19 protein-coding genes and 2 pseudogenes are annotated in these 21,863 nt (G+C 50.3%); 7 read left to right on the top strand and 14 right to left on the bottom strand.

Features of this window, described 5'->3' with window-relative positions; all coding sequences use genetic code 11:
* The 3 genes and pseudogenes from B3A20_RS05905 to uvrC all read right to left on the bottom strand — a co-directional run.
* A pseudogene (locus tag B3A20_RS05905) lies at positions 1 to 458 on the bottom strand (ABC transporter permease); the annotation flags it as partial.
* 35 nt (positions 459 to 493) lie between these two features.
* Positions 494 to 2,311, bottom strand: a complete 1,818-nt coding sequence (locus tag B3A20_RS05900) for an ABC transporter substrate-binding protein (protein WP_290762763.1) — start codon at positions 2,309 to 2,311, stop codon at positions 494 to 496.
* Between the two features lie 218 nt (positions 2,312 to 2,529).
* A complete protein-coding gene (gene uvrC / locus B3A20_RS05895) occupies positions 2,530 to 4,389 on the bottom strand; it encodes an excinuclease ABC subunit UvrC (protein WP_290762761.1) in 1,860 nt (619 codons plus the stop codon).
* Positions 4,390 to 4,634: 245 nt separating this feature from the next.
* Here uvrC and B3A20_RS05890 point away from each other — a divergent pair, with 245 nt between their 5' ends.
* The 3 genes from B3A20_RS05890 (at position 4,635) to B3A20_RS05880 (ending at position 7,235) form a co-directional block, all read left to right on the top strand.
* Entirely contained in the window at positions 4,635 to 5,531 is an 897-nt protein-coding gene (locus tag B3A20_RS05890) for a glycosyl transferase family 2 (RefSeq protein WP_290762759.1), read from the top strand.
* A 45-nt stretch (positions 5,532 to 5,576) separates the two neighbouring features.
* Entirely contained in the window at positions 5,577 to 5,891 is a 315-nt protein-coding gene (locus B3A20_RS05885) for a hypothetical protein (protein ID WP_014545952.1), read from the top strand.
* Positions 5,892 to 6,191: 300 nt separating this feature from the next.
* Positions 6,192 to 7,235 carry a serine hydrolase domain-containing protein gene (locus B3A20_RS05880; RefSeq protein WP_290762756.1) on the top strand — a complete coding sequence of 348 codons (1,044 nt, stop codon included), beginning with the start codon at positions 6,192 to 6,194 and terminating at the stop codon, positions 7,233 to 7,235.
* A 115-nt stretch (positions 7,236 to 7,350) separates the two neighbouring features.
* On the opposite strand, the gene B3A20_RS05875 is transcribed toward B3A20_RS05880, so the two are convergent.
* From B3A20_RS05875 to B3A20_RS05835, 9 genes are all read right to left on the bottom strand, one after another.
* Entirely contained in the window at positions 7,351 to 7,824 is a 474-nt protein-coding gene (locus B3A20_RS05875; RefSeq protein WP_014545954.1) for a TraR/DksA family transcriptional regulator, read from the bottom strand.
* A gap of 134 nt (positions 7,825 to 7,958) precedes the next feature.
* On the bottom strand, positions 7,959 to 8,876 hold the full coding sequence (locus B3A20_RS05870) for an MlaD family protein (protein ID WP_173563468.1): 918 nt from the start codon (positions 8,874 to 8,876) through the stop codon (positions 7,959 to 7,961).
* Entirely contained in the window at positions 8,869 to 9,897 is a 1,029-nt protein-coding gene (gene hprK / locus B3A20_RS05865; RefSeq protein ID WP_290762753.1) for an HPr(Ser) kinase/phosphatase, read from the bottom strand. The genes B3A20_RS05870 and hprK overlap by 8 nt, the downstream gene beginning before the upstream one ends.
* On the bottom strand, positions 9,897 to 10,214 hold the full coding sequence (hpf, locus tag B3A20_RS05860; RefSeq protein WP_014545957.1) for a ribosome hibernation-promoting factor, HPF/YfiA family: 318 nt from the start codon (positions 10,212 to 10,214) through the stop codon (positions 9,897 to 9,899). The genes hprK and hpf overlap by 1 nt, the downstream gene beginning before the upstream one ends.
* A gap of 185 nt (positions 10,215 to 10,399) precedes the next feature.
* The gene (rpoN, locus tag B3A20_RS05855) at positions 10,400 to 12,034 is read right to left on the bottom strand and encodes an RNA polymerase factor sigma-54 (protein ID WP_088660158.1); all 1,635 of its coding nucleotides are present in this window, start codon (positions 12,032 to 12,034) and stop codon (positions 10,400 to 10,402) included.
* Between the two features lie 8 nt (positions 12,035 to 12,042).
* Positions 12,043 to 12,771, bottom strand: a complete 729-nt coding sequence (gene lptB / locus B3A20_RS05850; protein WP_014545959.1) for an LPS export ABC transporter ATP-binding protein — start codon at positions 12,769 to 12,771, stop codon at positions 12,043 to 12,045.
* Positions 12,772 to 12,776: 5 nt separating this feature from the next.
* A complete protein-coding gene (locus B3A20_RS05845) occupies positions 12,777 to 14,117 on the bottom strand; it encodes a hypothetical protein (RefSeq protein WP_290762750.1) in 1,341 nt (446 codons plus the stop codon).
* Positions 14,117 to 14,899: an LPS export ABC transporter periplasmic protein LptC gene (gene lptC / locus B3A20_RS05840; protein ID WP_290762749.1), complete on the bottom strand. Its 783-nt coding sequence runs from the start codon at positions 14,897 to 14,899 to the stop codon at positions 14,117 to 14,119. The genes B3A20_RS05845 and lptC overlap by 1 nt, the downstream gene beginning before the upstream one ends.
* Positions 14,900 to 15,113: 214 nt before the next feature.
* Entirely contained in the window at positions 15,114 to 15,245 is a 132-nt protein-coding gene (locus B3A20_RS05835; protein ID WP_290762747.1) for a hypothetical protein, read from the bottom strand.
* Between the two features lie 158 nt (positions 15,246 to 15,403).
* Between B3A20_RS05835 and B3A20_RS05830 the strand changes: the two genes are divergently transcribed.
* The gene (locus B3A20_RS05830; protein ID WP_072829918.1) at positions 15,404 to 15,667 is read left to right on the top strand and encodes a type II toxin-antitoxin system RelB/DinJ family antitoxin; all 264 of its coding nucleotides are present in this window, start codon (positions 15,404 to 15,406) and stop codon (positions 15,665 to 15,667) included.
* A 2-nt stretch (positions 15,668 to 15,669) separates the two neighbouring features.
* Positions 15,670 to 15,949 (top strand): annotated as a pseudogene (locus B3A20_RS15540) (type II toxin-antitoxin system YafQ family toxin).
* Positions 15,950 to 16,038: 89 nt separating this feature from the next.
* Here the strand turns inward: B3A20_RS15540 and B3A20_RS05820 are convergent.
* Entirely contained in the window at positions 16,039 to 16,512 is a 474-nt protein-coding gene (locus B3A20_RS05820; protein ID WP_349680067.1) for a 2-oxoacid:acceptor oxidoreductase family protein, read from the bottom strand.
* Positions 16,513 to 16,530: 18 nt separating this feature from the next.
* Entirely contained in the window at positions 16,531 to 18,198 is a 1,668-nt protein-coding gene (locus B3A20_RS05815) for a thiamine pyrophosphate-dependent enzyme (protein WP_072829924.1), read from the bottom strand.
* Positions 18,199 to 18,592: 394 nt separating this feature from the next.
* On the opposite strand from B3A20_RS05815, the gene B3A20_RS05810 reads away from it, so the two are divergent.
* Both B3A20_RS05810 and B3A20_RS05805 read left to right on the top strand, forming a co-directional pair.
* A complete protein-coding gene (locus B3A20_RS05810) occupies positions 18,593 to 20,365 on the top strand; it encodes a hypothetical protein (RefSeq protein ID WP_290762741.1) in 1,773 nt (590 codons plus the stop codon).
* 5 nt (positions 20,366 to 20,370) lie between these two features.
* Positions 20,371 to 21,819 carry a hypothetical protein gene (locus B3A20_RS05805; RefSeq protein ID WP_290762739.1) on the top strand — a complete coding sequence of 483 codons (1,449 nt, stop codon included), beginning with the start codon at positions 20,371 to 20,373 and terminating at the stop codon, positions 21,817 to 21,819.
* Positions 21,820 to 21,863: the final 44 nt, after the last annotated feature.

The raw sequence follows: 21,863 nt of genomic DNA, 5'->3' as shown, positions 1-21,863 counted from the left end.
GCCTTGATTTTCTTAGCCTTCTTAGCTTTCTTGCCCTTCTTGCCTTTATCTGCGGCAGGAGACTTTTCAACAAAGACCGGGTTGCCAGCTTCATCGAGCTTCTGGCGTTCGACCATCACCGGATTGCCGGCTTCGTCAACGACCTTCACGACGTTCACGACCGGCTGGCCGTTTGCATCGAGCTTCGGAACCTTCTGCATGATAACGTTGCCGTTAGCATCAGTTTCAGGTTCATAGATAACGTTACCATTTTCGTCCACTTCGGCCATACCGAAGGAGACGAGGAGTTCTGCCTTTTTCTTCTGAGCTTCAGTCGGAGAAAGGCCCTTACCGGCTTGACCCATGATGATGTCAACCGGGTTGTTGTCGCCGAGACGCGGCAACGCGAAGTTGAGTGCCACTGCGCAGACGAAGGTCAGCAAGTACCAGAACGCCTTCTGCAGGACATAACGTAGCATAGGATATTGTTTAAGCATTGGTAGTCCTTTATCCTTTATTTAGCGAGCTTCAAATTCCAAAGGGTCTTGGTACCCGAGGCCACCCACGGAAGCTGAGCAGGAGCATACGGGTTTTCAGCAGTCGGCCAGTTCGTCCAGACGCGGTCGCTGAATTCATAGAACTGTTCCGGCAAGTAAACCAGCGGAATGGACGGCTGGTCTTCCATGAAGATTCGGTTCAATTCGCGGTAAGCAGTTGCGATAGAATCAGCATTCTTCATAAGCGGGATAGCATTGAGGAGCTTGTCGACTTCCGGACGGAAACCTTCGGTGCCCGGCTGGTTGTAACGGCCAATGTTCACGCCAGCCCAGGCGCCAAGCGGCTGCCAGTCGCGGCTTGCCATGATTTCGTTGAAGCGGCTCCACGGAAGAGACGGAGTCACGTCAGCAACAGGCTTGTGCATGATGAGGTCGAAGTTACCGAGACCCATGGCCGGCCAGTAAGAACCGCCATCCACGAAGCCTTCACGAATATCGATACCAGCCTTGCGCATACCTTCGACAGCGATGGTCACCATAGCTTCCCAGTCGGTCCAGCCGTTCGGGCTCGTGATGTACATCGTCGGGATCTTTTCGCCCTTGGCGTTTTCCATGTGGTCAAGCGTACCGTCGTCATTCCAGACAGACTTGTAGCCAGCTTCGGAAAGCATCTGCTTCACCGTTTCGACGCGTTCCTTTTCGTCGGTAATGGTGAGCTTGACACCATACTTCGCAAGGTCTTCATCGCTGATGTACTTGCCTTCGAGAGCGGTCGGCATGATGAGGCCCGGCTTGATCTGGTCCGTGTAGTCGGACACAGCGAACTTGCGGAGAGCCATGTAGTCGATAGCGGTTGCAAGAGCACGGCGGAAGCGCTTGTCGTTAAGCGGCTCCTTCATCGTGTTGATGATGAGCATCGGCATTGCACCCGGCAAGAAATACGGCGGTTCATTGAGCCATGTATGTACGCCAGCGCCAGCCTTGCGGTTGATACGCGGGATGTAGCTCTGGGATGCGTCGAGGTTGCCGCTACGCATAGCGATGGTGTTGTGTTCGTTGTTCTTGTAAATCGGATGAACGATATACTTCGGAGCAGGGAGCTGACCATTGTGGAGAGCGGCATTGCCCCAGTAGTCGTCACGGCGTTCAAGAATAATCTTGTTCGGGTCGGCACTGCGGAGAGCGTACGGGCCGGAAACAACCGGATTCTGGTCCATCGGGAGTTTCTTCACTTCGTCCTTGGAGCCAAGCTTTTCGATAAGCGGTTCAAACACGTGAGCCGGGACAATGCGGATAGCCTGCAACAAGTCAAGAACAGAAAGCGGGTTGTTGCGCTGCTTCTTGTTCACGAGGAAGGCAATACGTTCCACTGCACCTGCCGGTTCGGATTTAACAGTATCGACGTGGATTGCGGAAATCTGTTCGCTAGTGTTGATGGAACCCATCGTGTAGATGAACTTCACGTCACGGGAAGTAACCTTTTCACCATCGCTCCACTTTGCAGCCGGGTTCAAGTCGACAACGATAGAGTCGTTGTTCTTGCTCACGAGCGAGCCAAGGAGGGATTCGATTTCACCCGTCAAAGAGTTGTAGGTGAGAAGCGGTTCGTACATCAAGTTGAAACGACCACTCACAGGCCAGGTTGTCATCCAGCTTTCTGCAAGGGGGTTGAACGTACCAGGAGCATCATTCTGCTGCCCAGACAAATAGAGCGTTTCCTGACGCGGCAAGGAACCGCTGGCAAGCTCGTCTTGCGATGAGCTACCGCACCCAAAAAGTGCGCCAGTTGCCGAAAGCACCAAGGCCGTTCTAGCAATCGATTTCAATCCAATCATTTGAGTCCTCTTAGAATAGGGCCTTTGCGGGGCCCCTTTTAATTGAAAATTCAAATCTAATATAGATTATTCCAATTCAAAATTATTTTTGAACTTGGTAAAAATCCCTTGATGATTTCTCAAAACGGACTAACAAAATTTTACATTTAGAAATGTTTACAAAGTAGTTGTTGGTCAACAGTCATTGGCCATTAGTTATTGGATAACAGCTGGAAGAGCTACGATTCTTCAGTGGGGCCAGCGCAGTATTCGGCGACTTGTTCGCGGAGCTTTGTGCCACGGACTTTTCCAAGCAAATCGATGATGTCTTCGAGCGGGGCATCCATAAACGCTTCGGCGCTCTTGTACTTGCTCAAAATCTTGATGCGGGTTTCGTGACCGACGCCCGGCATTTTGAGCCATTCGACTTCGAGATCTTTTTTGCGTTTGCTGCGCTGATATGTAATAGCAAATCGGTGAGCCTCGTCGCGGGCATTCTGCAAGAGCTTTAGCGCGGGGCTTGTACGGTGCAGCACAATGCTTTTGCGGTCATCGGGAAACACGATTTCTTCGAGACGCTTTGCAAGCCCAATCAGCGGCAAGTCCTTATCGTGACCAAGTTCCTTTAAAATCTGCATCGTGGCATCGACCTGGCCTTTACCGCCATCGCACACCCACAAGTCGGGCATGGGGATTCCTTCATCTTCCAAACGACGGATGCGGCGGGTCATCACTTCGCGCATGCTTGCAAAGTCATCGACTCCCGTTACAGTCTTGATGATAAACTTGCGGTAATTGCTCTTATCGGGACGCCCGTTCTTGAACGCCACAAGGCTTGCGACCGTATTCGTTCCTGACAAATGAGAAATATCCACGCACTCGATGCGGAACGGAGTTTTCTTTAAGCCGAGAACTTTCTGCAATTCAAAAACGCTGCTGTCGATTTCGCTGTACTTCTGCACTTCGGCGCGCATTTCCACGAGAATCATGTCGGCATTCGCCGAGGCGAGTTTCAGGAACCCGAGCTTCTCGCCGCGCTGCGGATTCGTGAGCACGACCTTGTGCGTCGTCTTGGATGCAAGCGCCTGTTCAATGGACTCACGCTCCGACATGTCCGTCGGGAGCGACACATCCGTTGCAATTTCGCCCGGAATAAATTCCACGTCCATATACCATTGCACCACCATCTGGCGGAAAATTTCCGTCTCGTCATCTTCGAGCTTACATTCCAGGCGATAGTGGCGGCGCCCGCAAAGCACGCCGTTGCGGTACTCGAAAATCACGGCGGCAGCCATCGTGCCATTCCGCTTGAGCGAGAGCACGTCCACGCAGAGGCTCGCATCGGACACGTCCGTTTTCTGGTGCGCACTCGTCGCCTTGAGCGCCTGAATCGCATCACGCTTTTTCGCCGCCGTCTCGAAATCCATGCGTTCGCTCGCCTCGAGCATTTCGCGTTCCCAAAGTTGAATCAAGTCATCTCGCTTGCCGCCCAAGAGCATCTGCGTCTGAGCCACTTTCTTCTGGTACTCCTCACGCGTCACAAGCCCTGCACACGGAGCGCCACAGCGCCCGATGTGGTAATTGAGGCAAGGGCGCACTGGCCGATTGAGAGGCAACTTCAGTTTGCATTCGCGAATCTGGAACAGTCTCGCTGCAATGTCCTGCAACTGACGGATCATGCGCGAACTCATATAAGGCCCGTAATACAGGCAGCCATCCTTCTTGACCGAACGGCTCAAGAACAACCGCGGGAACGGTTCGTTCACCGAGAACGCCAGATACGGAAAATGCTTGTCGTCCTTAAGCAATACGTTGTACTTAGGCGTATGCTTTCGGATGAGATTTGCTTCCAAGATGAGCGCTTCAGTTTCGCTCTCCGTGATGATCCACTCGATGTCGCGGATATACGGGAGCATGAGTGTCGCCGCACGATGGCCGGCATGGTCGCTGCCGTCAAAGTAGCTCGACACGCGGTTCTTCAAGACCTTCGCCTTCCCTATGTATATAATCTTCCCCTGGGCGTTCTTCATAATGTACACCCCAGGTAGCAGAGGGAGCTCCGCCAGTCGTCGCTCAATGTGTTCACTTACTGGAATCATGCAACTTCAAATCTATTTAATTTTTTATATTGTCGCGCCCCAATAAAACAAGCAATTCCTTTTTATCAATTATGAAATGGAGATCCCCGAATAAATCGGGAATGGCAGCATAAAAGACAGGAGATGGCAAAGCAAAAAAAAACTAAAATCCAAAGGTCATTTTACATTTTATCATACTCTAGTTACAAGAAAATTTTATATATCTTACATAGTAAGTTTCGCACCCCGCCAAATATGGAGAAATAATGAATTTCGAAAACATGAACTTGTTGTCGCAGAAGGTTGAAAGCGTCCTCGGAACGGTACGCGCCCTGCGCGAAGAAAACGCCAAACTCAAGCAGCTTCTCGAAGGCAAAGACGCCCAAGCCGAAGACCAGAAAAACCTGTTGGACTCCGCCAACGCAAAGATTGCCGACTACGAAGCCGCCCTCAATGCAAGAGCCAACCAGGCCGCCGCCCAAGACGAAGCGATTAATGAAAAGAACGGCATTATCGACAACTTGAACGCCCAAATCAACGAAAAGAACGGCATCATTGACGCCCTTAACGGCCAGGTCGCCGAAAAGAACGGAACCATCGATAGCCTCAACGGTCAAATCGCTGAAAAGGACAACGCCATCAATTCCTTGAACGGACAAGTTAACGAAAAGAATGGCATTATCGACAGCCTCAACGGCCAGATCAACGAAAAGAACGGTATCATTGACGCCCTCAACGGTCAGGTCACCGAAAAGAATGGCATCATCGACAGCCTCAACGGTCAGGTCGCCGAAAAGAACGGTATCATCGATTCCCTCAACGGCCAGGTCGCCGAAAAGAACGGCATCATTGATTCTCTTAACGGCCAGATGGACGAAAAGAACAACATCATCGATTGCCTCAACGGTCAGGTCGCCGAAAAGAACGACATCATCGACAACCTCAACAACCAGGTCCAGAACCAGAGCAACGAAATTTCCGAAGCCCAGAGCAAGTTCCAGCAGCTCCTTTCTACAATCGAAAGCGAACTCGGTACCGAAATCAATATCAACGAGCCGGCCGCAGAACAAGCACCAGAACAGCAGGCTGAAAACAAACCGCAAGAAGAAAACCCTGACCTGTTCGCGAGCAATGGAGGCTCGCAACCCGGTTTTTTCGGCTAAGGTGGTTGTTGGATAACGATCCATTCGGCGTAGGAATGAAATAATATGGCAAACGAGACACTTAGATCAGTCAGCATTAACGTCGCTCAAGAACGCATCCACATCCGCACAGACTTGCCCGATACGGACTTGAAGGAAATCGTCGATTTCATCGAAAGTCGTCTCGATAATTCCTCGAAATTTAAACTGGAACTGAAGAAGCAGCTGTGCCTACTGGCTGTGGAACTCACTTCCGAGATTGTCGAGCTGCGTAAGCAATTGCGCAAGGCCAAAACATACCACGACCTGATGGATAAGGACCTTAGGGAACTTTCGCTCCAATTGGACGAGGGCCTCCCTAAAGCCGACAACCAAGTTTAAGCCAATCCGGATACATTTAATACACTTACGAAATCTCGGTATTTTTGCCGAGATTTTTTTTGTGATTTTCCCTTGTTTTTATCCATCAAGAAACATATATTATACGTGGGCATCCCACGGATTTTACACCCGATCTAACAGGAATAAATCAGCTCGTTGCTCTTGTGGTTCAGTTTAGGCGCGCATCGACGCGAAAAACAAATCCCCGAGGCGCTGCTATCATTGTAAAATAGTAGTTTCGAGTGTTCGTACCGTAGGAGATGCCCTTTTTTTATTGTGGCAAAATTTGCCGGGGCGAAAATGGAGATCTCCGAAAAACTATCCAAACTTTTAGAGAAAGCAGAATCCGAAGATATTTTTGACAAGGCCGTCGTAGGTTATTTGCTCCCAGACGGCACGAGCCACACCGTTACGCTCAACACCCCCGAAGACACTGTTTTCGACATTGCGTCGCTCACGAAGGTCTGCCCCACCTCGACGCTTGCGCTCTCGTACATTCTCGAAGGCAAGCTCTCCATTGATGCCAAAGTCATCGACTTTATCCCGGAACTCAAGACAAACTACCGCGACCAGATTTGCGTTTCGCACCTGCTCACGCACAGCCTCGATTACCGAGTGCCGATGAAGACGCTCAGAACGCTCTCGCCCGAAGGAATCCTGAACGCCCTTTACACGTACCAGTTCAGTGCTGCTCCGGGAACAATTTTCAACTACGGAAACCCGGCAAGCGTATTGCTCGGCATTTTGTTGCAAAGGCTTACAGGCAAGAACTTGCAGGAACAAGGTAACGAACGATTCTTTACGCCGCTCGGCATGACGCGTTCGGGCTACAACCCGCTCACACGCGTCCCGAAATCAGAAATTGCCGCAACCGAGCTTTGCGAATTTCGCCATCGAGAAATCCAGGGTGAAGTCCACGACGAAAGCGCTTGGGTTCTGCAAAAGCTTTTCCCCGTCGGGAGTGCCGGCATGTTCAGTTGCGTCCCCGACCTTCTGAAGTTCGTGAAGATGATTCTGATGGACGGCAAGTTCGAGGACAAGCAAATCGCCCCCGCCGGAATCTTGGACATCGTGAGCCACAACGCCCTTGCCGATAGCGTCGGCGCACAGACCGCCCTCGGCTGGGAGCTGAATGCGCCTAAGTTCATGGGAACCAAGGTCTCGCCGCAAGCGTTCGGTAAAACCGGGTTCACGGGTGCAAGCATCGTCGCCGACCCGGACAAGGGAGGCGCCATCATTCTCCTCAGCAACTTCACCTACCCGCACCGCGAACCGAACGCCGACAGGATTCACGCATTCCGCGCCACACTTTCAGACGCGTTCTTTGGCGCAATTTCGGAATAAAGCAAAAACGGCCCGCGATGCGGGTCGTTTTCGTTCAAAGGGGGATTCCCGCTCGGTGGCGGGCTTGACAAGTTCTACAATCAATAGATCCTTCGACTTCGCTCAGGATGACACATTAGCGGCCAGCGGCCTTGCGGAGCATTTCCTTGCGCTGGGCTTCAGCAAACATCTTCGCCATTTCCATGCGGTTGTCAAGGATTTCCTTTTTCTTGGTTTCTTCCTTGCAGTTCACGCACTTGGTTGCAGTCGGTACGGCCATAAGTCTCGCCTTCGGAATCAGCTGTCCACAAATCTTGCAAACGCCAAAAGTTCCATTCTTGATGCGCTTAAGAGCTTCTTCCAAATAAACGAGGTACTTGCCTTCGCGGGCTGCCAGCGAAAGGTTCGTTTCAAGCGAGTTGATGTCCGTTGCAGAATCTGCGCCTTCGGAATCGCCGCCGTCGCCAGACTGATTCTTCTGGTCCAAAAATACGTTAGCCTTTTCGGAATCGCTCTGGGCGGTCACAAGCTCGCGTCTCTTTTCCAAAAGCATTTCTTCAAAGAACTTAAGATCAGCATCGCTCATCTTTACGGGTTTCTTCTCAGCCATATTAAACTCCTTCTTTGTGAGTTACACTGTGATAAGCACCGCTTTAAATTATCTTTTTTTTACAAAAAAGAACAATTAAAATATTATTTTTCAAAAAAAAATGTTGATAAGTCGGTAAAAAAGGAGTTGTCCGGCTAGAATATATCCACGTTGAGCTTGAGGCCGTCTTTTTTGACACCGCTGAGCAACGCATCGAAGTCTTTTTGCAGCAAATCGAAGTCTTTGTGGAGCTTAGAAGACTTATCGAGGAACATTCTTGCCGAGCCTTCGCTTTCGTCAAACTTGGTGACAATGGCGAGCGCCTCGTTCTTAGAAACTTCAACACGGTCCAACAGTGCACGCACGCGGTCCAATGTTTCGTTTGCCTTTGTAGCGCTTTCGCCGCCGCGAGCCGAAAGTTCCTTAAGCGAGCGTTCAAGATTTTCACCCGCAGCCTGGTAACCGTCGAGCACTTCATCCACTAGGGATTTCCACTTGCGGATATCAGCATTGGTCACGCGGATTAGCTTCTTGACCTTCTTGCCAACACGGTCCATGCGCTTGCCAGTCTCGCCCACAGTCAACGAATCCGCAAATTCAGTAACCATTTGCTTGATTTCGCCAATATCCTTGAACACCGCGGCAAGATTTTTCGAAATTCCCGATGTACCCTCATCATAAAGGCCGCTTACGGTATCGCCGTCGGCAACAAGTTTGCTCGAGTTTCCGGTGATGATGCTCATTTCGCGTTCGCCCATGAGGCCAGCCGTCACGAGGCGGAATTCAGAATTCACGGGAATCTTAGCTTCGGCAAGCACGCGTGCAGAGACATAGACCGCTTCGTCCGTAAGTTCCACATCAACTATCTCGCCCATCGCAATACCACGGACGCGCACAAGGTTCCCCGGAGAAAGCGTACCAATCGTTTCGTACTTTACGACAAACGTATAGCGCTTGTGGTAAGGGCTAGACGGATGGTAATAATAAGCCGCCAGCCCACAAGAGACCACGATAACGAGAAAAATAAGACTTGCTACAAAATTTTTCTTGATTTTAAACAGCAAACTATTCATAGAAAGACCAGTTCTGCGGATTAAAATCTAGCAAATCATCGGTGAATTCACCCTTTGCCTTCGCCTTAATCTTCTGCATCAGGGACTCGTTGAAGTCCTTCGCCACGTTCTGGCCGCTCATTTTCATAAGCGCATTCATCGCAATGACTTCAGAAATCACGGTCATGTTCTTGCCAGGCGCCACAGGCAGCACCACCTTCGGGATACTCACGCCCATGACGTTCTCTTCAATCTCGTTCAAGCCCGTGCGCTCATACGAGACATCCTGGCGCCACTGCTGCAGCTCGACAATAATCTCGATTTTTTTCACCTTGCGAATTGCGTGGATACCGAACATCGAACGAATATCCAAGATGCCCACACCGCGAATTTCCATGTGATGACGAATCAAGGGATCGGGGCGGCCAATAATCGACTTGCCCACATGGCTGATGTGGACAACATCATCTGCCACCATGCGGTGCCCGCTTTCGACAAGGTCGAGCACGCATTCGGACTTGCCAACGTTGCTTTCGCCCACGTAAAGCATGCCCACACCATACACATCCACGAGGCTTCCGTGAATAATGGCGTGCGGAGCAAAGAACTCGTCGAGAATCCTTTGGGTAATCTTGAAAAATTCAAACGTATGGAGTGTTGTCGAGAACAGCGGAATGTGCAAACGGTTGCACATATTCCTAAGTTCGTCGTGCGGGGTCTGCGCATGAGTCACGACCCACATCGGGGCGCGGAACACGGACAAGTTCTCGAAAATTTTCGCACGCGCTTCAGGACCGACGGATTCGAGATAATTCCATTCCGTATGTCCAATGACCTGAATCTGCTGCGAACTATAAACTTTAGTATAACCTGCCATGGCTAGGCCAGGGCGGTGGATTCCGCTTTCTTCGATGCAAGACTGCATGTCCTCATCGGGGCAATGCTGCACCATCTGCAAATCTTTGCCGTAGCGGATAAAAAAGTCCCGCACCGGGAATCTTTCTCGGTGCAGGATCTTTAAGTCGTTCAACCTATCAGCCATTACGTGAGTTCAGAAACCGGCTGAGATCTGTGGTCATTCTGCTTGTCGTTGGCCTTCTTGAGCTGGACCTTGATACGTTCAAGCGTGACATCGACTGCCTTGCCCATGTTCTCTTCGTCGGCAGAAGCGACAATGACGGAACCTGTGATGTTGACAGAAATTTCGCAATGACGCTGGTGTTCAACTTCGTGGTCAAGAATTACAGAGGCGCTAGTGATATTCGGGTAAAATTTGGCCAACTTATCCATTTCTTCCTGAATACGGTCCTGAAGACCTGCCGATGCGTTAAAATGACGAGCAGAAAACTGAATATCCATAATGAACCTCCGTATGTTAATGTTAAGATATATTAACGTTAAAAAAACTCTTTGGAACTTCCGTTCCGCAATTAAAGTATATACATCTTTTTATTTCAAAAATCCACAACTAAATTGGATTTTGCAAAAAAAATCGTTCCATCTTGGAATATTTGCTATGACAAATAGCCCAAAATCATGATTTTTTAGCGTTTTCTTTGGTTCTTGGGCAAAATTTTGAGTTCTTTTTCGCGGTATTTGGCGACTGTACGGCGAGCCACCTTGATTCCCTGCTTCAAAAGTTCGTCGCTGATGTCCTGGTCGGAGAGCGGAGAGGACTTGTCCTCTTCGTCAATGAGCGTCTTGATGGCATCGATAATCTGCGCGGAGCCCACTTCTTCGGCATCCGGAGCTGTGCCCTGCTTCACACCCGATGTAAAGAATTGTTTAAGTTCGTAGATGCCGTAAGGCGTTTCCACGTACTTTTTGTCGGTCGCACGCTGCACCGTGCTCACAGCTAAATGAACATCATCGGCCACATCCTGGAGGATCATCGGCTTGAGGAATGCGGGGCCGTTTTCGAAGAACCCGCGCTGGCGTTTGACAATCGAGCGCATCACAAGCTCAATCGTCGAGAAGCGGTTATCGACCGCCTTGATGAGGTCCGTCGCCTTCGCTAGCTGCGCCTTCACATATTCCTTGTCCTGCTTCGATGCAGACGGGTCCGTAAGAATCGCCTTGTACGTTTGGTTGATGCGAAGCGACTTCTGCATCTTGGTCTTAAAGCAGACGACTTCGTAATTGCCCTTCTTTTCGACAACCTTCAAATCCGCATTGATAATGTGCGAATACGAATGCGAAAGCTGGAAGCCCGGATGCGGGCGCAAACGCGAGAGGCTTGCGACAGCCGTCTTGACTTCGTCGGCGGAAACGTTCAACGCCTTTGCAATTTTTGCATAGCGGAGCTGCAAAAGATTCTCGTATTCTTCTTCGAGAATGCGGATAGCAAGGCTCGGAAAATTTGGAATCGCGTACGCCTGGATGAGGAAGCATTCACGCTGGTCGCGGGCACCAATGCCGCTCGGCTTGAAGGACTGCAAAACGTGAACGGCTTCGCGCACCGGGAGGCTTGCGTCTTCGAGCTTGAGTTCCCCGCGGAGCATGCGTTCAATCTCGTCGATGTACTTGTCGTCCGACTGGACAACCATCGCTTCAGATTCATTGTCGCGGTTGGCATCGCAAAGGAATCCATCGTCGTTAATGGAGTTGATGAGGTACTGGACCAGCTTGCGAAAATGTTCTTCAGTCACACCGTTTTCTTGCAACTGTTCCTGCAATTCACGGGTGCCGTTCCAAAGTCGGAGCTGGTCTTCGAGCTGTTCCTGCAAGCTCTTGCCCACGTCCTTGATCGGGCGGTCCCAATCTTCGTCCGGGTCCTTCCCGCCAGAATTCAAATCGTTAAAAGGAGCGTCATCGTACGATGTGCCATCACCCAAATAGCTATCCCAGTTCACATCCGAAGATTCCCCATCGAGGTAACTGCTATCGACATCGGCGGTATCGTCCAAAGAACCGCGAGCCTTGTCCTCGATATCATCGGGAATTTCATCGGAATCGTTTGCTCTCGGGTCGAGTTCTTCGGGGTCCTTGTCGACGGGAACTTCCTGATCGTCAAAGTCGCCATCGTCCACTTCCAAGAGCGGGTTGACTTCGACTTCTTCCTTGATGGCGGTTTCCAGTTCCTGCGAAGTTTTCTGAAGCATCTTCACAGACTGGAGAAGCGCAGGAGATAGAGTCTGCTCCTGCGTCTGTCCAATATTTGCCTGCATTCCAAGATTCATAATAACTCCTAATCCAAGCGGAAAGAATCACCGAGATATATGCGACGTGCTTCAGGGTCTTCGGCCAAGTGTTGCGAAGAACCTTCCGTGAGCACCTGGCTCTTGTACATAATGTAAGCGCGGTCCGTAATCGAAAGCGTTTCGCGAACGTTGTGGTCCGTGATGAGCACGCCCATGCCGCGGTCCTTGAGTTCCGAAATGATAGACTGGATGTCGGCAACGGCAATCGGGTCAATGCCCGCAAACGGTTCGTCGAGCAAGAGGAACGAGGGGTCACTTGCAAGCGCACGTGCAATTTCAAGACGGCGGCGTTCACCACCGGAACAGCTCATGGATTTCGTCTTGCGAATATGCGTAATCTTGAATTCTTCGAGAAGCTGTTCCAACTTCTTTTTGCGCTCAGCACGCTTCATGTCTTGCGTTTCGAGAATCGCCATGATGTTGTCTTCAACGGAGAGCTTGCGGAAGATGGAAGCTTCTTGCGGGAGGTAACCCACGCCGAGGCGGGCGCGCTTGTACATCGGCTTGTCCGTCATCTCGATATCGTCCAAAAAAATGTGACCTGCATCCGGGCGGACCATGCCCACAATCATGTAGAACGTGGTCGTCTTGCCGGCACCGTTCGGGCCGAGGAGCCCGACGATTTCGCCCTGCGAAACTTGAATGGAGACATCGCTCACCACCTGGCGGTGGCCATAAATCTTGCGCAGCTTGTCGGTGCGTATCGTGCTAACCAAATTTTTCACTGTGCGTCCTCCGTTTTCGTTTCGCCCACCGGCTTTGATATTTCCCTGCGGCGGTTGAAAAGACCTCTCAACTTTTTATCGTTCGCTGATTCCTTTATCGTCGTTGAATCGCTTTTAGTCAAATCCTTCTTTGAACTTTTTTCTTTTGCAGCAAGCGAATCAAGCCTAGCAAGCGAATCCTTCTTGGCATTTTCCTTGATACGGTTCGCCTTTTCCAAGTCGATAAACCGCCCACTGGCGTTCGTTTTGCGGCCCAGGAGCTTAAGCGACTTCACGGCGTTCTTCTGAGCGTCGAACAAAATGTGAATCGTATCGCCTGTCGCCTCGTTCTTGCCAGAGACGGTCCTGTCCTTTTTCACGTAAAAGTAGGTGCTCTGCGCCTTGCCCGAAACAACAGCGCGGTCCATGCGGCCCTTTTTAAAATACAAATCGAGGCGGTCGCCGTCCATCAAATTGCGATATTCTTTCAAATCCGTTTCGTAGAAAAATCCCTTGGCGTTCACGTTCACGTAAAGGCGTTCAATTTTACCCTTTTTGAATTCACAGTAGAGCGTATCGCCAAAGGCTTCAGTCACGTTGCCGGGATTGCCGCGCTTCGGGGCTTCGTTCTGGATGCCATGCGCATTGCGGATTACGAGTGCGGACTTGAGCATCTTGCCTGTTTCATCGAGCACGAGAAAAATGGAATCGCCCGTGAGGTGGTAATTCTTCATGTCGCAAGTCGGATGGCCCTTCATGCTGAGCCAGTTTTCTTTGCGATTAAAGTAACCCGTATCGCAAGTGACCACGAGATCTTTCTGCGTGAGCTTCACATCTTGAAAGGCTTGCGCAAAGCTGTTCTTCTTGTCGAAAATGAGGGAGCGCGATGAAATCGTCACAGTATCGATCGTTCCATTCTTCTGCTTTTCGTACTGATAAAGTCTCGGCGACATCGGAATGGAGACAATATCTTCTTTGCGGTCATACTTGAGGTACTGACCGGTCATGAGGTAACTGCCCGCAGAATCGCCTGCGCTCACTTCGCCGGAGGCAATTGCAATTTCGCTTTTTCGTTGGTAAGAGCCATTCCTTGCGCGCACAAATCCAGACGGATGCGTGAAGAGGAACCCGCCGCCACATTCAACTGTTTCGGTGTTACGGTTCCAGGAGGCGCGCTGCGTCTTGAACGCAACACTATCGTGAACAAAGTGGACATTGCCGGTCAAGAGGAGAGTTCCGCGCTTGCGGGACACGTCGAGGTTGTCGGCGTGGTACATGATGAGCGGCGAAGACTGCGCAAATGCGAGAGTAGACGCAAAAATCAATGCGACGATGGAAAGGAGTGCGCGGAAATTCATTACGGCATCCCTGCCTTCGGCTTGAGCGGGAGACCGCGTGGCGGAGCCTTCCTGGACGGTGAAGATGCAGGCTTTACCGCCTGCGATGACGAGGACGGCGGATTGCTTAAACGTTCCGCCTCAGCCTGTCGTTTGTCTTCATCCTTCATACGCTTTGCCGCATCCTGGAAAATGCCCGTCACGTTCGAAAGGATTTTCCAGTTGTCGAACTGCGCATCGCTTTCAAAACCGACACCTTGCAACACGTCGCCATCTTCAGAGACAACGCGCACATAGCTTGCGGTTCTGACCAAATTATCCTTCTTATTCCAGAGGAGCGAATCCGCACGGACCGAGGCGCCCTTGGGAGTCAGCGCATAAACGTGACCGTAAGCGTAAACGTACGTGAATGTCATGTCGAGACTGCCGGAGTCCGCACGCAGAAACGCCACACGCTCGCCGATGGAATCATAAATGTCCACGAACACCGGACGCACCGTCACGATTTCCTTGTCGGCCCAACGTTCCAGATAAGCGGTTTTCAGGCGCCAGTTGAGTACGCCCTTATCGTAGCTGTCGAGAAGAGTCGTATCGGTAAAGAGCATCTGCGGGCGCTCGACGCGAATCCAAGGCTTGGGTTCTTCGATTTCTTCGCATCCAAGCAAAAACGCAGCTAAAATGGCACAAGCAAGAACGCCCGCCGGGCGAGATGCCTTGCGAGACACATTACGAGATGCACAACAAGACGCCGCCGGGCGAGATGTCGGCGCAAACGCATTTTGGACATTCTGAATATTCTGCAAAAATTGTGCCACAAACACAAATTACAAATATAAAAGCACGTTATTTAGGGATTTCTTGGAAATTCGAGGGAATTTGGACGGATTTCTTAGTGATAAGCTCCATTTCAGCAGGACTCAATCCAAGATATTCGTCCACCTCCCCTACTTTCCACCCTTTCTTTCCCAACTTTCGTTTCTTTAATTTGTCCATAAGCTAAAATCTTCCTCATTTCAGTCATTTTTTCTTCTTTCGTTCCACATCTAACAGAATTTCCGACTGAAGAAATTCTGCGTATTCCTTTTCAAAAGCCATCTTCTGTTTCAGGTCAGACATAACCTTTTCAAAAGTCGATTTAGTCTTTTTCATAACAGACGCACTCCTCATACTAAAAGTATCATCCCTTTGATGTGGAGTCAAGGGAGCGATTTTCAAGAGATAACCAAAATATTCATTACAGCCAATATCAAAAGTATTGATTTGTAATGACATTTATAGTATATTTAATAAAAAAAAAGGAGTCGAACATGGCGACATTGCAATTAAGAGTAGATGATGAATTGAAGAAAAAGTCAGACGACTTGTTCCAATCACTGGGCTTGGACACATCCACCGCTATTCGCATTTTTTTGACATTCGCTATCGAAAAGAACGGCATTCCTTTCGATGTCCGCCACGCCCCCGAAGATTTATCTCTTGAAAAGGCGATTAGTGATACGCGGAAGCAAGAGAATCTACACGGTCCCTATTCATCTGCGCAAGAAGCCGTAGCCTCCATGCTGGAGGATTAAGTTTGTACCAAATCAAATACACCAACAGAATGAAGCACGATGTCAAGACCATGCAAAAACGAGGCAAGGATTTAAGCAAGCTCGTTTCCGTTCTTGACAAACTATCAAAAAAAAATTCCTCTCCCTCCCAAGTGTCATGACCACCAACTTGTCGGCAGTTTGAAAGACTTTAGAGAATGTCACATCGAACCCGATTGGCTTTTGATGTACCAAATAATTAACGATGAACTGATTCTTTCTGCTACTGCAACAGGAACACACGCTGATTTATTTGGAAAATAACGCAAGATTGAATACAGAAAAAAGGACTGCGCGAAGGCAGTCCTTTTGAAAAGGGGATTCCCGCTCGGTGGCGGGAATGACAATGCTAATTAGCCTTCGCAGCCGAGCATGAAGGCCTTCTTGTTGCCTTCGTGGAACTTTTCGGCAAAGAGCTTGTTCAAAGCGACGAGCCATTGGTCCACGGTGAAGTCGAAGTGCTTGGAGAGCTTGCCGAGCATGGCGACGTTCAAAGCCTTCACGTTTTCGAGCTTGGAAACATCGATGTCAGCCGGCGTGAGGAGCACGCCGCCCTGCTTCATGTAGGCTTCGTTCACGACAACCTGAGTTTCGTCAAAGACAACGAGGTAGTCGGCTTCGCCGCACGGGATCATCGGGGACTGCACTTCTTCATCTTTTGCAAAACGCACGTCAGAAGCGATGGAACCACCGCGCTGGCTCATGCCATGGACTTCGGCTTTCTTCACGTCGTAACCTTGTTCGAAAACAAGTTCGGCCATCACGTCACTAGCCTTGATAACGCCTGTGCCACCGAGGCCTGCAAATTTAACGTTCATTACGCTCATAATTATTCAACCTCTCTATTAAAAGTTATTGTTCTTCTTGGCAGCGGCTTCTGCTTCGGCCAAAGCCTTTTCGGCCTTTTCCTTGTTTGCCTTGTCCCAGGCAAGGATGCTCTTGAGGGCGAGAATGCAGGGGCTCTTAGCAACGATAAGCGTGAGTTCGTCCTTTTCGAGGGATTCCTTCACGAGGCGCTTGAATTCTTCCGGTTCCTTGACCTGGTTGACTTCGTAAACGTTGTCGAAACCGGCGACCTTTGCAACTTCCTTATAGTCAATCTTGTAGGCCGGGCTGTGGTCGAGGTGACGGCCCGTACCCGGGTGTTCCTGCTGGCCGGTCATAGCAGTGATGCTGTTGTCGAGGATGATGACAACGTGGCCAGTTTCCGGGCGGTTGTAGCCTGCTTCCACAAGGCCGGTGATGCCACTGTGAACAAACGTAGAGTCACCAATCACGGACACGACGCGCTTTGCCTGTTCGCGCGGGAGCACGTTACGGAGGCCGATACCCATACCGATGGCGGCACCCATGTCAATCATGTAGTCCATGGCGCTGATGGGCGGGAGAGCAGCCAGCGTGTAGCAGCCGATGTCACCGGAAACGATGCAGTCGAGTTCCTTAAGCACGGCAAAGGAGCTGCGGTGCGGGCAGCCCGGGCAGAGCATAGGCGGCTTACCCTTGACCGGAACCGGATCCGGGTTCTTGTCGCCAGCGATAATGCGGCGGACGCGGTTCACGTCGAGTTCACCAAAGCGGAAAATCGGGTCAAACTTGCTTTCGCACTGGATGCCAGCGGCCTTGATGTTTTCAGCAAGCCACGGGTCGTTTTCTTCGATGACCATGAGGCGCTTGCCTTCGAACTTCTTAGCGAAATCCTTGATGAGCTGCATCGGAAGCGGATAAGTCATACCGAGCTTGAGGATGCTTGCTTCCGGGGCGGCTTCGCGGACGTGGTGGTAGCTGATGCCGCTCACGATAATACCGAAATCGGCGCTGCGCATTTCGACCTTATTCGGGCCTTCGGCCACGTTCCAGGCTTCCATTTCGTCCATCTTGGCGCGAAGGCGACGGCCAGCCGGCTTCGAGAATCCCGGCACCATCACGTGCTGGGCGATATTGCGTTCGAAGTTCGGCACCATTGCCGGGAGTTCTTCCTTCGGCACGACGATAGACTTGGAATGGTCCACGCGGGTGGTCATGCGGAGGATGACAGGAATCTTGAATTTTTCGCTCGTCTGCATGGCGATGCGGAAGAAATCGTAGGCTTCCTGGGAGTTACTCGGTTCGAACATCGGGCAAACGGATGCCTTCGCGTGGTTACGCGTATCCTGTTCGTTCTGGGAACTGCCCTGGCCCGGATCATCGGCAACAATCCAAACCATGCCGCCATCGACACCGGTGTAAGTTGCGGTATAGAGAACATCACTTGCCACATTCAAGCCAACCATCTTCATGGTGACCACACTGCGGGCATGTCCAAAAGCGGCACCGAGAGCGACTTCGGCAGCGACCTTTTCGTTCGGAGCCCACTGGGCATAGCCGCCCAGTTCAGAGTAATCTTCCAAGATTTCGGTAGAAGGCGTTCCCGGATAGCCTGCGGCAAGCTGCACATTGCAATGGCGCATGGAAAGGGAAATGGCTTCGTTGCCCGAAATCAGCATCTTTTTCGCATTTGGATCAAAAGCTGGCATGATATTCCTTTTTTGTTTTAATCGTTTTTTAAACGAACTGCAATATAGAAAAAAACTATTTTGCGCATCCTTGGCACGGACTTCAAGAAACGCTCAAGTCCGCATTTGACGAGACTTCTGCAGCAAAGTTCAAAAAATTGCACTTGCAAATTCGCGAAAAGTTTAGGGAAAGCGTCATTCGAAATTCAAAAAAGGAGATGCCAGAGAGGAATCCGGCATGTCAAAGCAAAGGAATATGATTCCATGCAGAAATGCCCCACCGGCTTTTTCGTCAAGCAATGACTTTTTTGAAGAAAAAATAAAGAGTTTGTTCATTTTTTATCAACAAAATGCTACCCCCATCTTTATTTTGAACATATTTTTTGTATTTTTCTCAAAAAGGAAATTTTATTTTATGTGGATATCAAAAAAGTTATTCGCACTAGCCATTGGAACTTGTTCGCTTTTCGCCGCTTGCGGCCAAGATTCCAACCCCAGCAATTTTTCATCAGGGAGCAACACTCCAAACACTCCAAAATTCGAAGCATTCAGTTGCCAAGAAGTTTCTGACCCGAGCGTTTCGGCAGAACTGGAAAAAGCAAAGGCGAATATCGCAGACATTTTAAAAGATATCGGCAAAGGCAATTTCAAGAACGCGCAGGTCGTGAGCGCTCAAACCAAGGGAACCTTCAAAAGCGTCCTTGACAAGTATCCAGGCAACTGCGAAGCTCAATTGGGCTACGCCTTGAGCATCATCACCGACCTCGTCAATAACAAAGATATCAAGTCGTTCATCGATACTGTCCAGAACAAGATGGACCTAGACGACATGGGCATAAGGGACTTCAACCAGCTCCTCATTACAAGTGACGGGAAACTCCTCACCACATTTGCCCAGGACGCTATGGTCCAGGCAATCCCGTCTATTGACTCGGCTATCATTTACATGAAGAACATTGTCGGTGATGACAAGTTCATCTGCAATTACACCTACGAAGACAAGACCTACGAACTGGACCGCGGTGAATTCGCTCCGGCACTTGCCGCCATGTTTGTAACCAAGGCAATCCTCACATTCGGCGCAAGCATCAACATCGATTTTTCGACTGACAACAAATACGACTGGATCAACGACAACCGCTTTACCGCCCATGAAATCACTGAATCTGGCGCTCGTAAAATCATCTCCCTCATGAGCAAGGAAAGCGCTTTCTCCAGAGTCTACAGCAACTGGACTGCCCGCTATACAGACATCCCGAACTTGCTCGATACGGCCATCGCTTTTGTCGAAGTCGGGTTGCAATATGGCATTGACGAAGCCAAGAACGGTAACGCCACTCAAAAGAACGACCCCTACATTGTCGGCGATGACGAAATGTCGGATGTGAGCGTCCGCGATTTCCAAAAGGCCATCGACTCCCTGGAACACTACCGCGAGTCGTTACATACCGGTGTCACCATCACGCTTCCGCATGGCACGAAGCTCGTCGTGAACCTCGCCAAGTTCTTCCAGATTACGGACGGATTCCAGCAATACCTCCCCTACCACAAGTTCAACGATGCCTCGATCTGGAACATTCCGGTTGAAGGCTTTGAATGGTCCACGGATTTCGGATATCACGGAGTTACTTACGCCGAAAACGATCTTATCGACGCCGTGAGATATCAAGTCGAAAAAACAATCAAGTTCGACTATTTCCACGCCCATGTAAATCAAGACTACTCAAATCCGGAGAGGTTGTATTTCTGCCTCAACTACGAAATTGGCGACAACCGATTCAACAAGTGCTACGACCTCCAGTTCAACAACTGCGTGGTGTCCTTCTCTCCGATTTCCCACAATTACTACAACGACAATGTCGTAGAATTCGTCCCGTCGTCGGTCACGCTCAACTCTTCCGTGTGCAAGGTCGAAAACGGAGTCCGCCTCTTTGCAAACGCATACCTCGACGATGTTCCCAACGCATTCGACTTCACCAACGCCTCGGGCGCAAAGACTATCTCGTTCCAGAAGCTCGCCAACGGAAAGCCGACTGCAGACGGCACAAGATACGAGGACTACACGTTTGACGACATGCAGAACTTTATCTTCTTCCCGGACATTACGTTCGGCGGAGTTTTCCCGGGCATGACAACCGACGCCTTCTGGAACCTCCTCAAGACGGAATTCCGCGACAACGAAGATTAAGATTAGTGTCAAACACTAGAAGCACTTTACTTGCGCTTGGGCTTGGCGCGATTCAGGTCCTGGCGGCAAGCAATGTCGGACTCGCCGATTGTGGCGGGCTTTTTATGCTGCACCAAAAAGACAAGCACTTTGCAGCAAAGGGCTGCAGTGTCAAAGACTCGTTCAGCATCAAGAACTTCGTTGTGCATGGTTCAATACAACATTTAGACATCCGTTCCCGTTACACCGAGAACAACTGGCACCTCAAAAGTGTGAGCAGACAAACTATTGCAAGCGCGGGATTTGAAAGCAATTTCAAAAACTATTCCCTAGGCCTCGACGTAAGCACTCTGCCGATGGTCATGCCCAAAGCAACATTTCACCGTGACGATTCCCTGTTCAGCGCAAAAACCCGTTTCGCCTTCGGCTCCATAAATCTAGGCACCATCAGTTGGATCCCCACAAAAAAGACTGACCTCATCAGCACCATTCCCGTCGATTGGGAGTCACACTTTGTCTATAGCGAACTTTCGGCAGGCTCCAAGATAGGGAGCCATTACTTTAATTTATCTTTAAATTATATTCGAACATTTCCACGCAACCCGGACAAGGAATACTACCTGAGAGATTCCGCCGGGGTTCTCATTCTAAACGGCGAATATGGCCACACCTTCAGCGGCTCCCGTCTTGACGCGGGCTACGCATACTTCGACGCGGACATGACAGTTTACGGGATTTACCACGAGGAGACAAGCCGCAAGCGGTTCATGTATCTTCCGATAGAAGCAAATGTACACATGGCCTACGCCAGATGGCAAAAGGAAAGGTTGTGGACGCACCTAGAGCTCATGCACATTTCGGGTAAAATATTCTCGAACCAGGAACGTTTTTACGAAACACTCGCCCTTAACAGGGCTCTCCCAGGCTCGGTCCTCAAGGGACTATCGTTTTCGTTTTTGCAAAGGACTTTCCGTGCCGATGCGGAACTGGACGCATCCGCAATCGTCGGCGGAGCCTCTTACTACTGGAAAATGGGCAAGCGTTACATTTTTAAGCCAAGCATCGAGCTTGACTTCTTTGGCGCGGGCGGCGAGGTGGACATCCAAAAAGAAATCGAAACGGTCATCCTGACGACCCACCAAGTTACAAACGAAAAAACGCTACGCAAGGTCAGCAGCATCGGAAGCGTCCTCTCCCTCGGCTTTGAGTTTCAGAAAGAAGGGCCGCTCAGCCTTTCTCTCCAATACGGGATTTCGCAGATTATCCCGTTCTACGTGGATTACAAGGATTACCTCGCCGATTCCGACGGAGACAGAAGCACCCCTCAAAAGCCTTCGAATGGCAGCTCGGGCTCAACAGCGAAGTCGAACCAACAAGTCGCCAAGGACAAGAGCGGTTCCCTGGAACGAAGCGCGTCGGCACTACTGTTCCGCAACGGTTTTGCAACGCACTTGGGCATTTCCGTCAAGTTCTAGAAAGAAGGCAATGTTGGAGAAACACATGAAAATATCAATTTATT

Origin of the sequence: Fibrobacter sp. UBA4297, assembly GCF_002394865.1 — a bacterium.
Classification (GTDB): domain Bacteria; phylum Fibrobacterota; class Fibrobacteria; order Fibrobacterales; family Fibrobacteraceae; genus Fibrobacter.
Note: the sequence above shows the minus strand (reverse complement) of the source record. Positions and strands in the feature narration are given on the sequence as shown.

Bases quoted from the DNA above. Each gene is read 5' to 3' on its own strand.
- B3A20_RS05885 (WP_014545952.1), top strand. From the start codon at position 5,577: ATGGCAAACGAGACACTTAGATCAGTCAGCATTAACGTCGCTCAAGAA.
- B3A20_RS05815 (WP_072829924.1), bottom strand. From the start codon at position 18,198: ATGCCAGCTTTTGATCCAAATGCGAAAAAGATGCTGATTTCGGGCAAC.
- B3A20_RS05875 (WP_014545954.1), bottom strand. From the start codon at position 7,824: ATGGCTGAGAAGAAACCCGTAAAGATGAGCGATGCTGATCTTAAGTTC.
- rpoN (WP_088660158.1), bottom strand. From the start codon at position 12,034: ATGAATCTTGGAATGCAGGCAAATATTGGACAGACGCAGGAGCAGACT.
- B3A20_RS05890 (WP_290762759.1), top strand. From the start codon at position 4,635: ATGAATTTCGAAAACATGAACTTGTTGTCGCAGAAGGTTGAAAGCGTC.
- B3A20_RS05870 (WP_173563468.1), bottom strand. From the start codon at position 8,876: ATGAATAGTTTGCTGTTTAAAATCAAGAAAAATTTTGTAGCAAGTCTT.
- uvrC (WP_290762761.1), bottom strand. From the start codon at position 4,389: ATGATTCCAGTAAGTGAACACATTGAGCGACGACTGGCGGAGCTCCCT.
- B3A20_RS05835 (WP_290762747.1), bottom strand. From the start codon at position 15,245: ATGAAAAAGACTAAATCGACTTTTGAAAAGGTTATGTCTGACCTGAAA.
- B3A20_RS05900 (WP_290762763.1), bottom strand. From the start codon at position 2,311: ATGATTGGATTGAAATCGATTGCTAGAACGGCCTTGGTGCTTTCGGCA.
- hpf (WP_014545957.1), bottom strand. From the start codon at position 10,214: ATGGATATTCAGTTTTCTGCTCGTCATTTTAACGCATCGGCAGGTCTT.
- B3A20_RS05810 (WP_290762741.1), top strand. From the start codon at position 18,593: ATGTGGATATCAAAAAAGTTATTCGCACTAGCCATTGGAACTTGTTCG.
- B3A20_RS05845 (WP_290762750.1), bottom strand. From the start codon at position 14,117: ATGAATTTCCGCGCACTCCTTTCCATCGTCGCATTGATTTTTGCGTCT.
- B3A20_RS05830 (WP_072829918.1), top strand. From the start codon at position 15,404: ATGGCGACATTGCAATTAAGAGTAGATGATGAATTGAAGAAAAAGTCA.
- B3A20_RS05820 (WP_349680067.1), bottom strand. From the start codon at position 16,512: ATGAGCGTAATGAACGTTAAATTTGCAGGCCTCGGTGGCACAGGCGTT.
- hprK (WP_290762753.1), bottom strand. From the start codon at position 9,897: ATGGCTGATAGGTTGAACGACTTAAAGATCCTGCACCGAGAAAGATTC.
- B3A20_RS05880 (WP_290762756.1), top strand. From the start codon at position 6,192: ATGGAGATCTCCGAAAAACTATCCAAACTTTTAGAGAAAGCAGAATCC.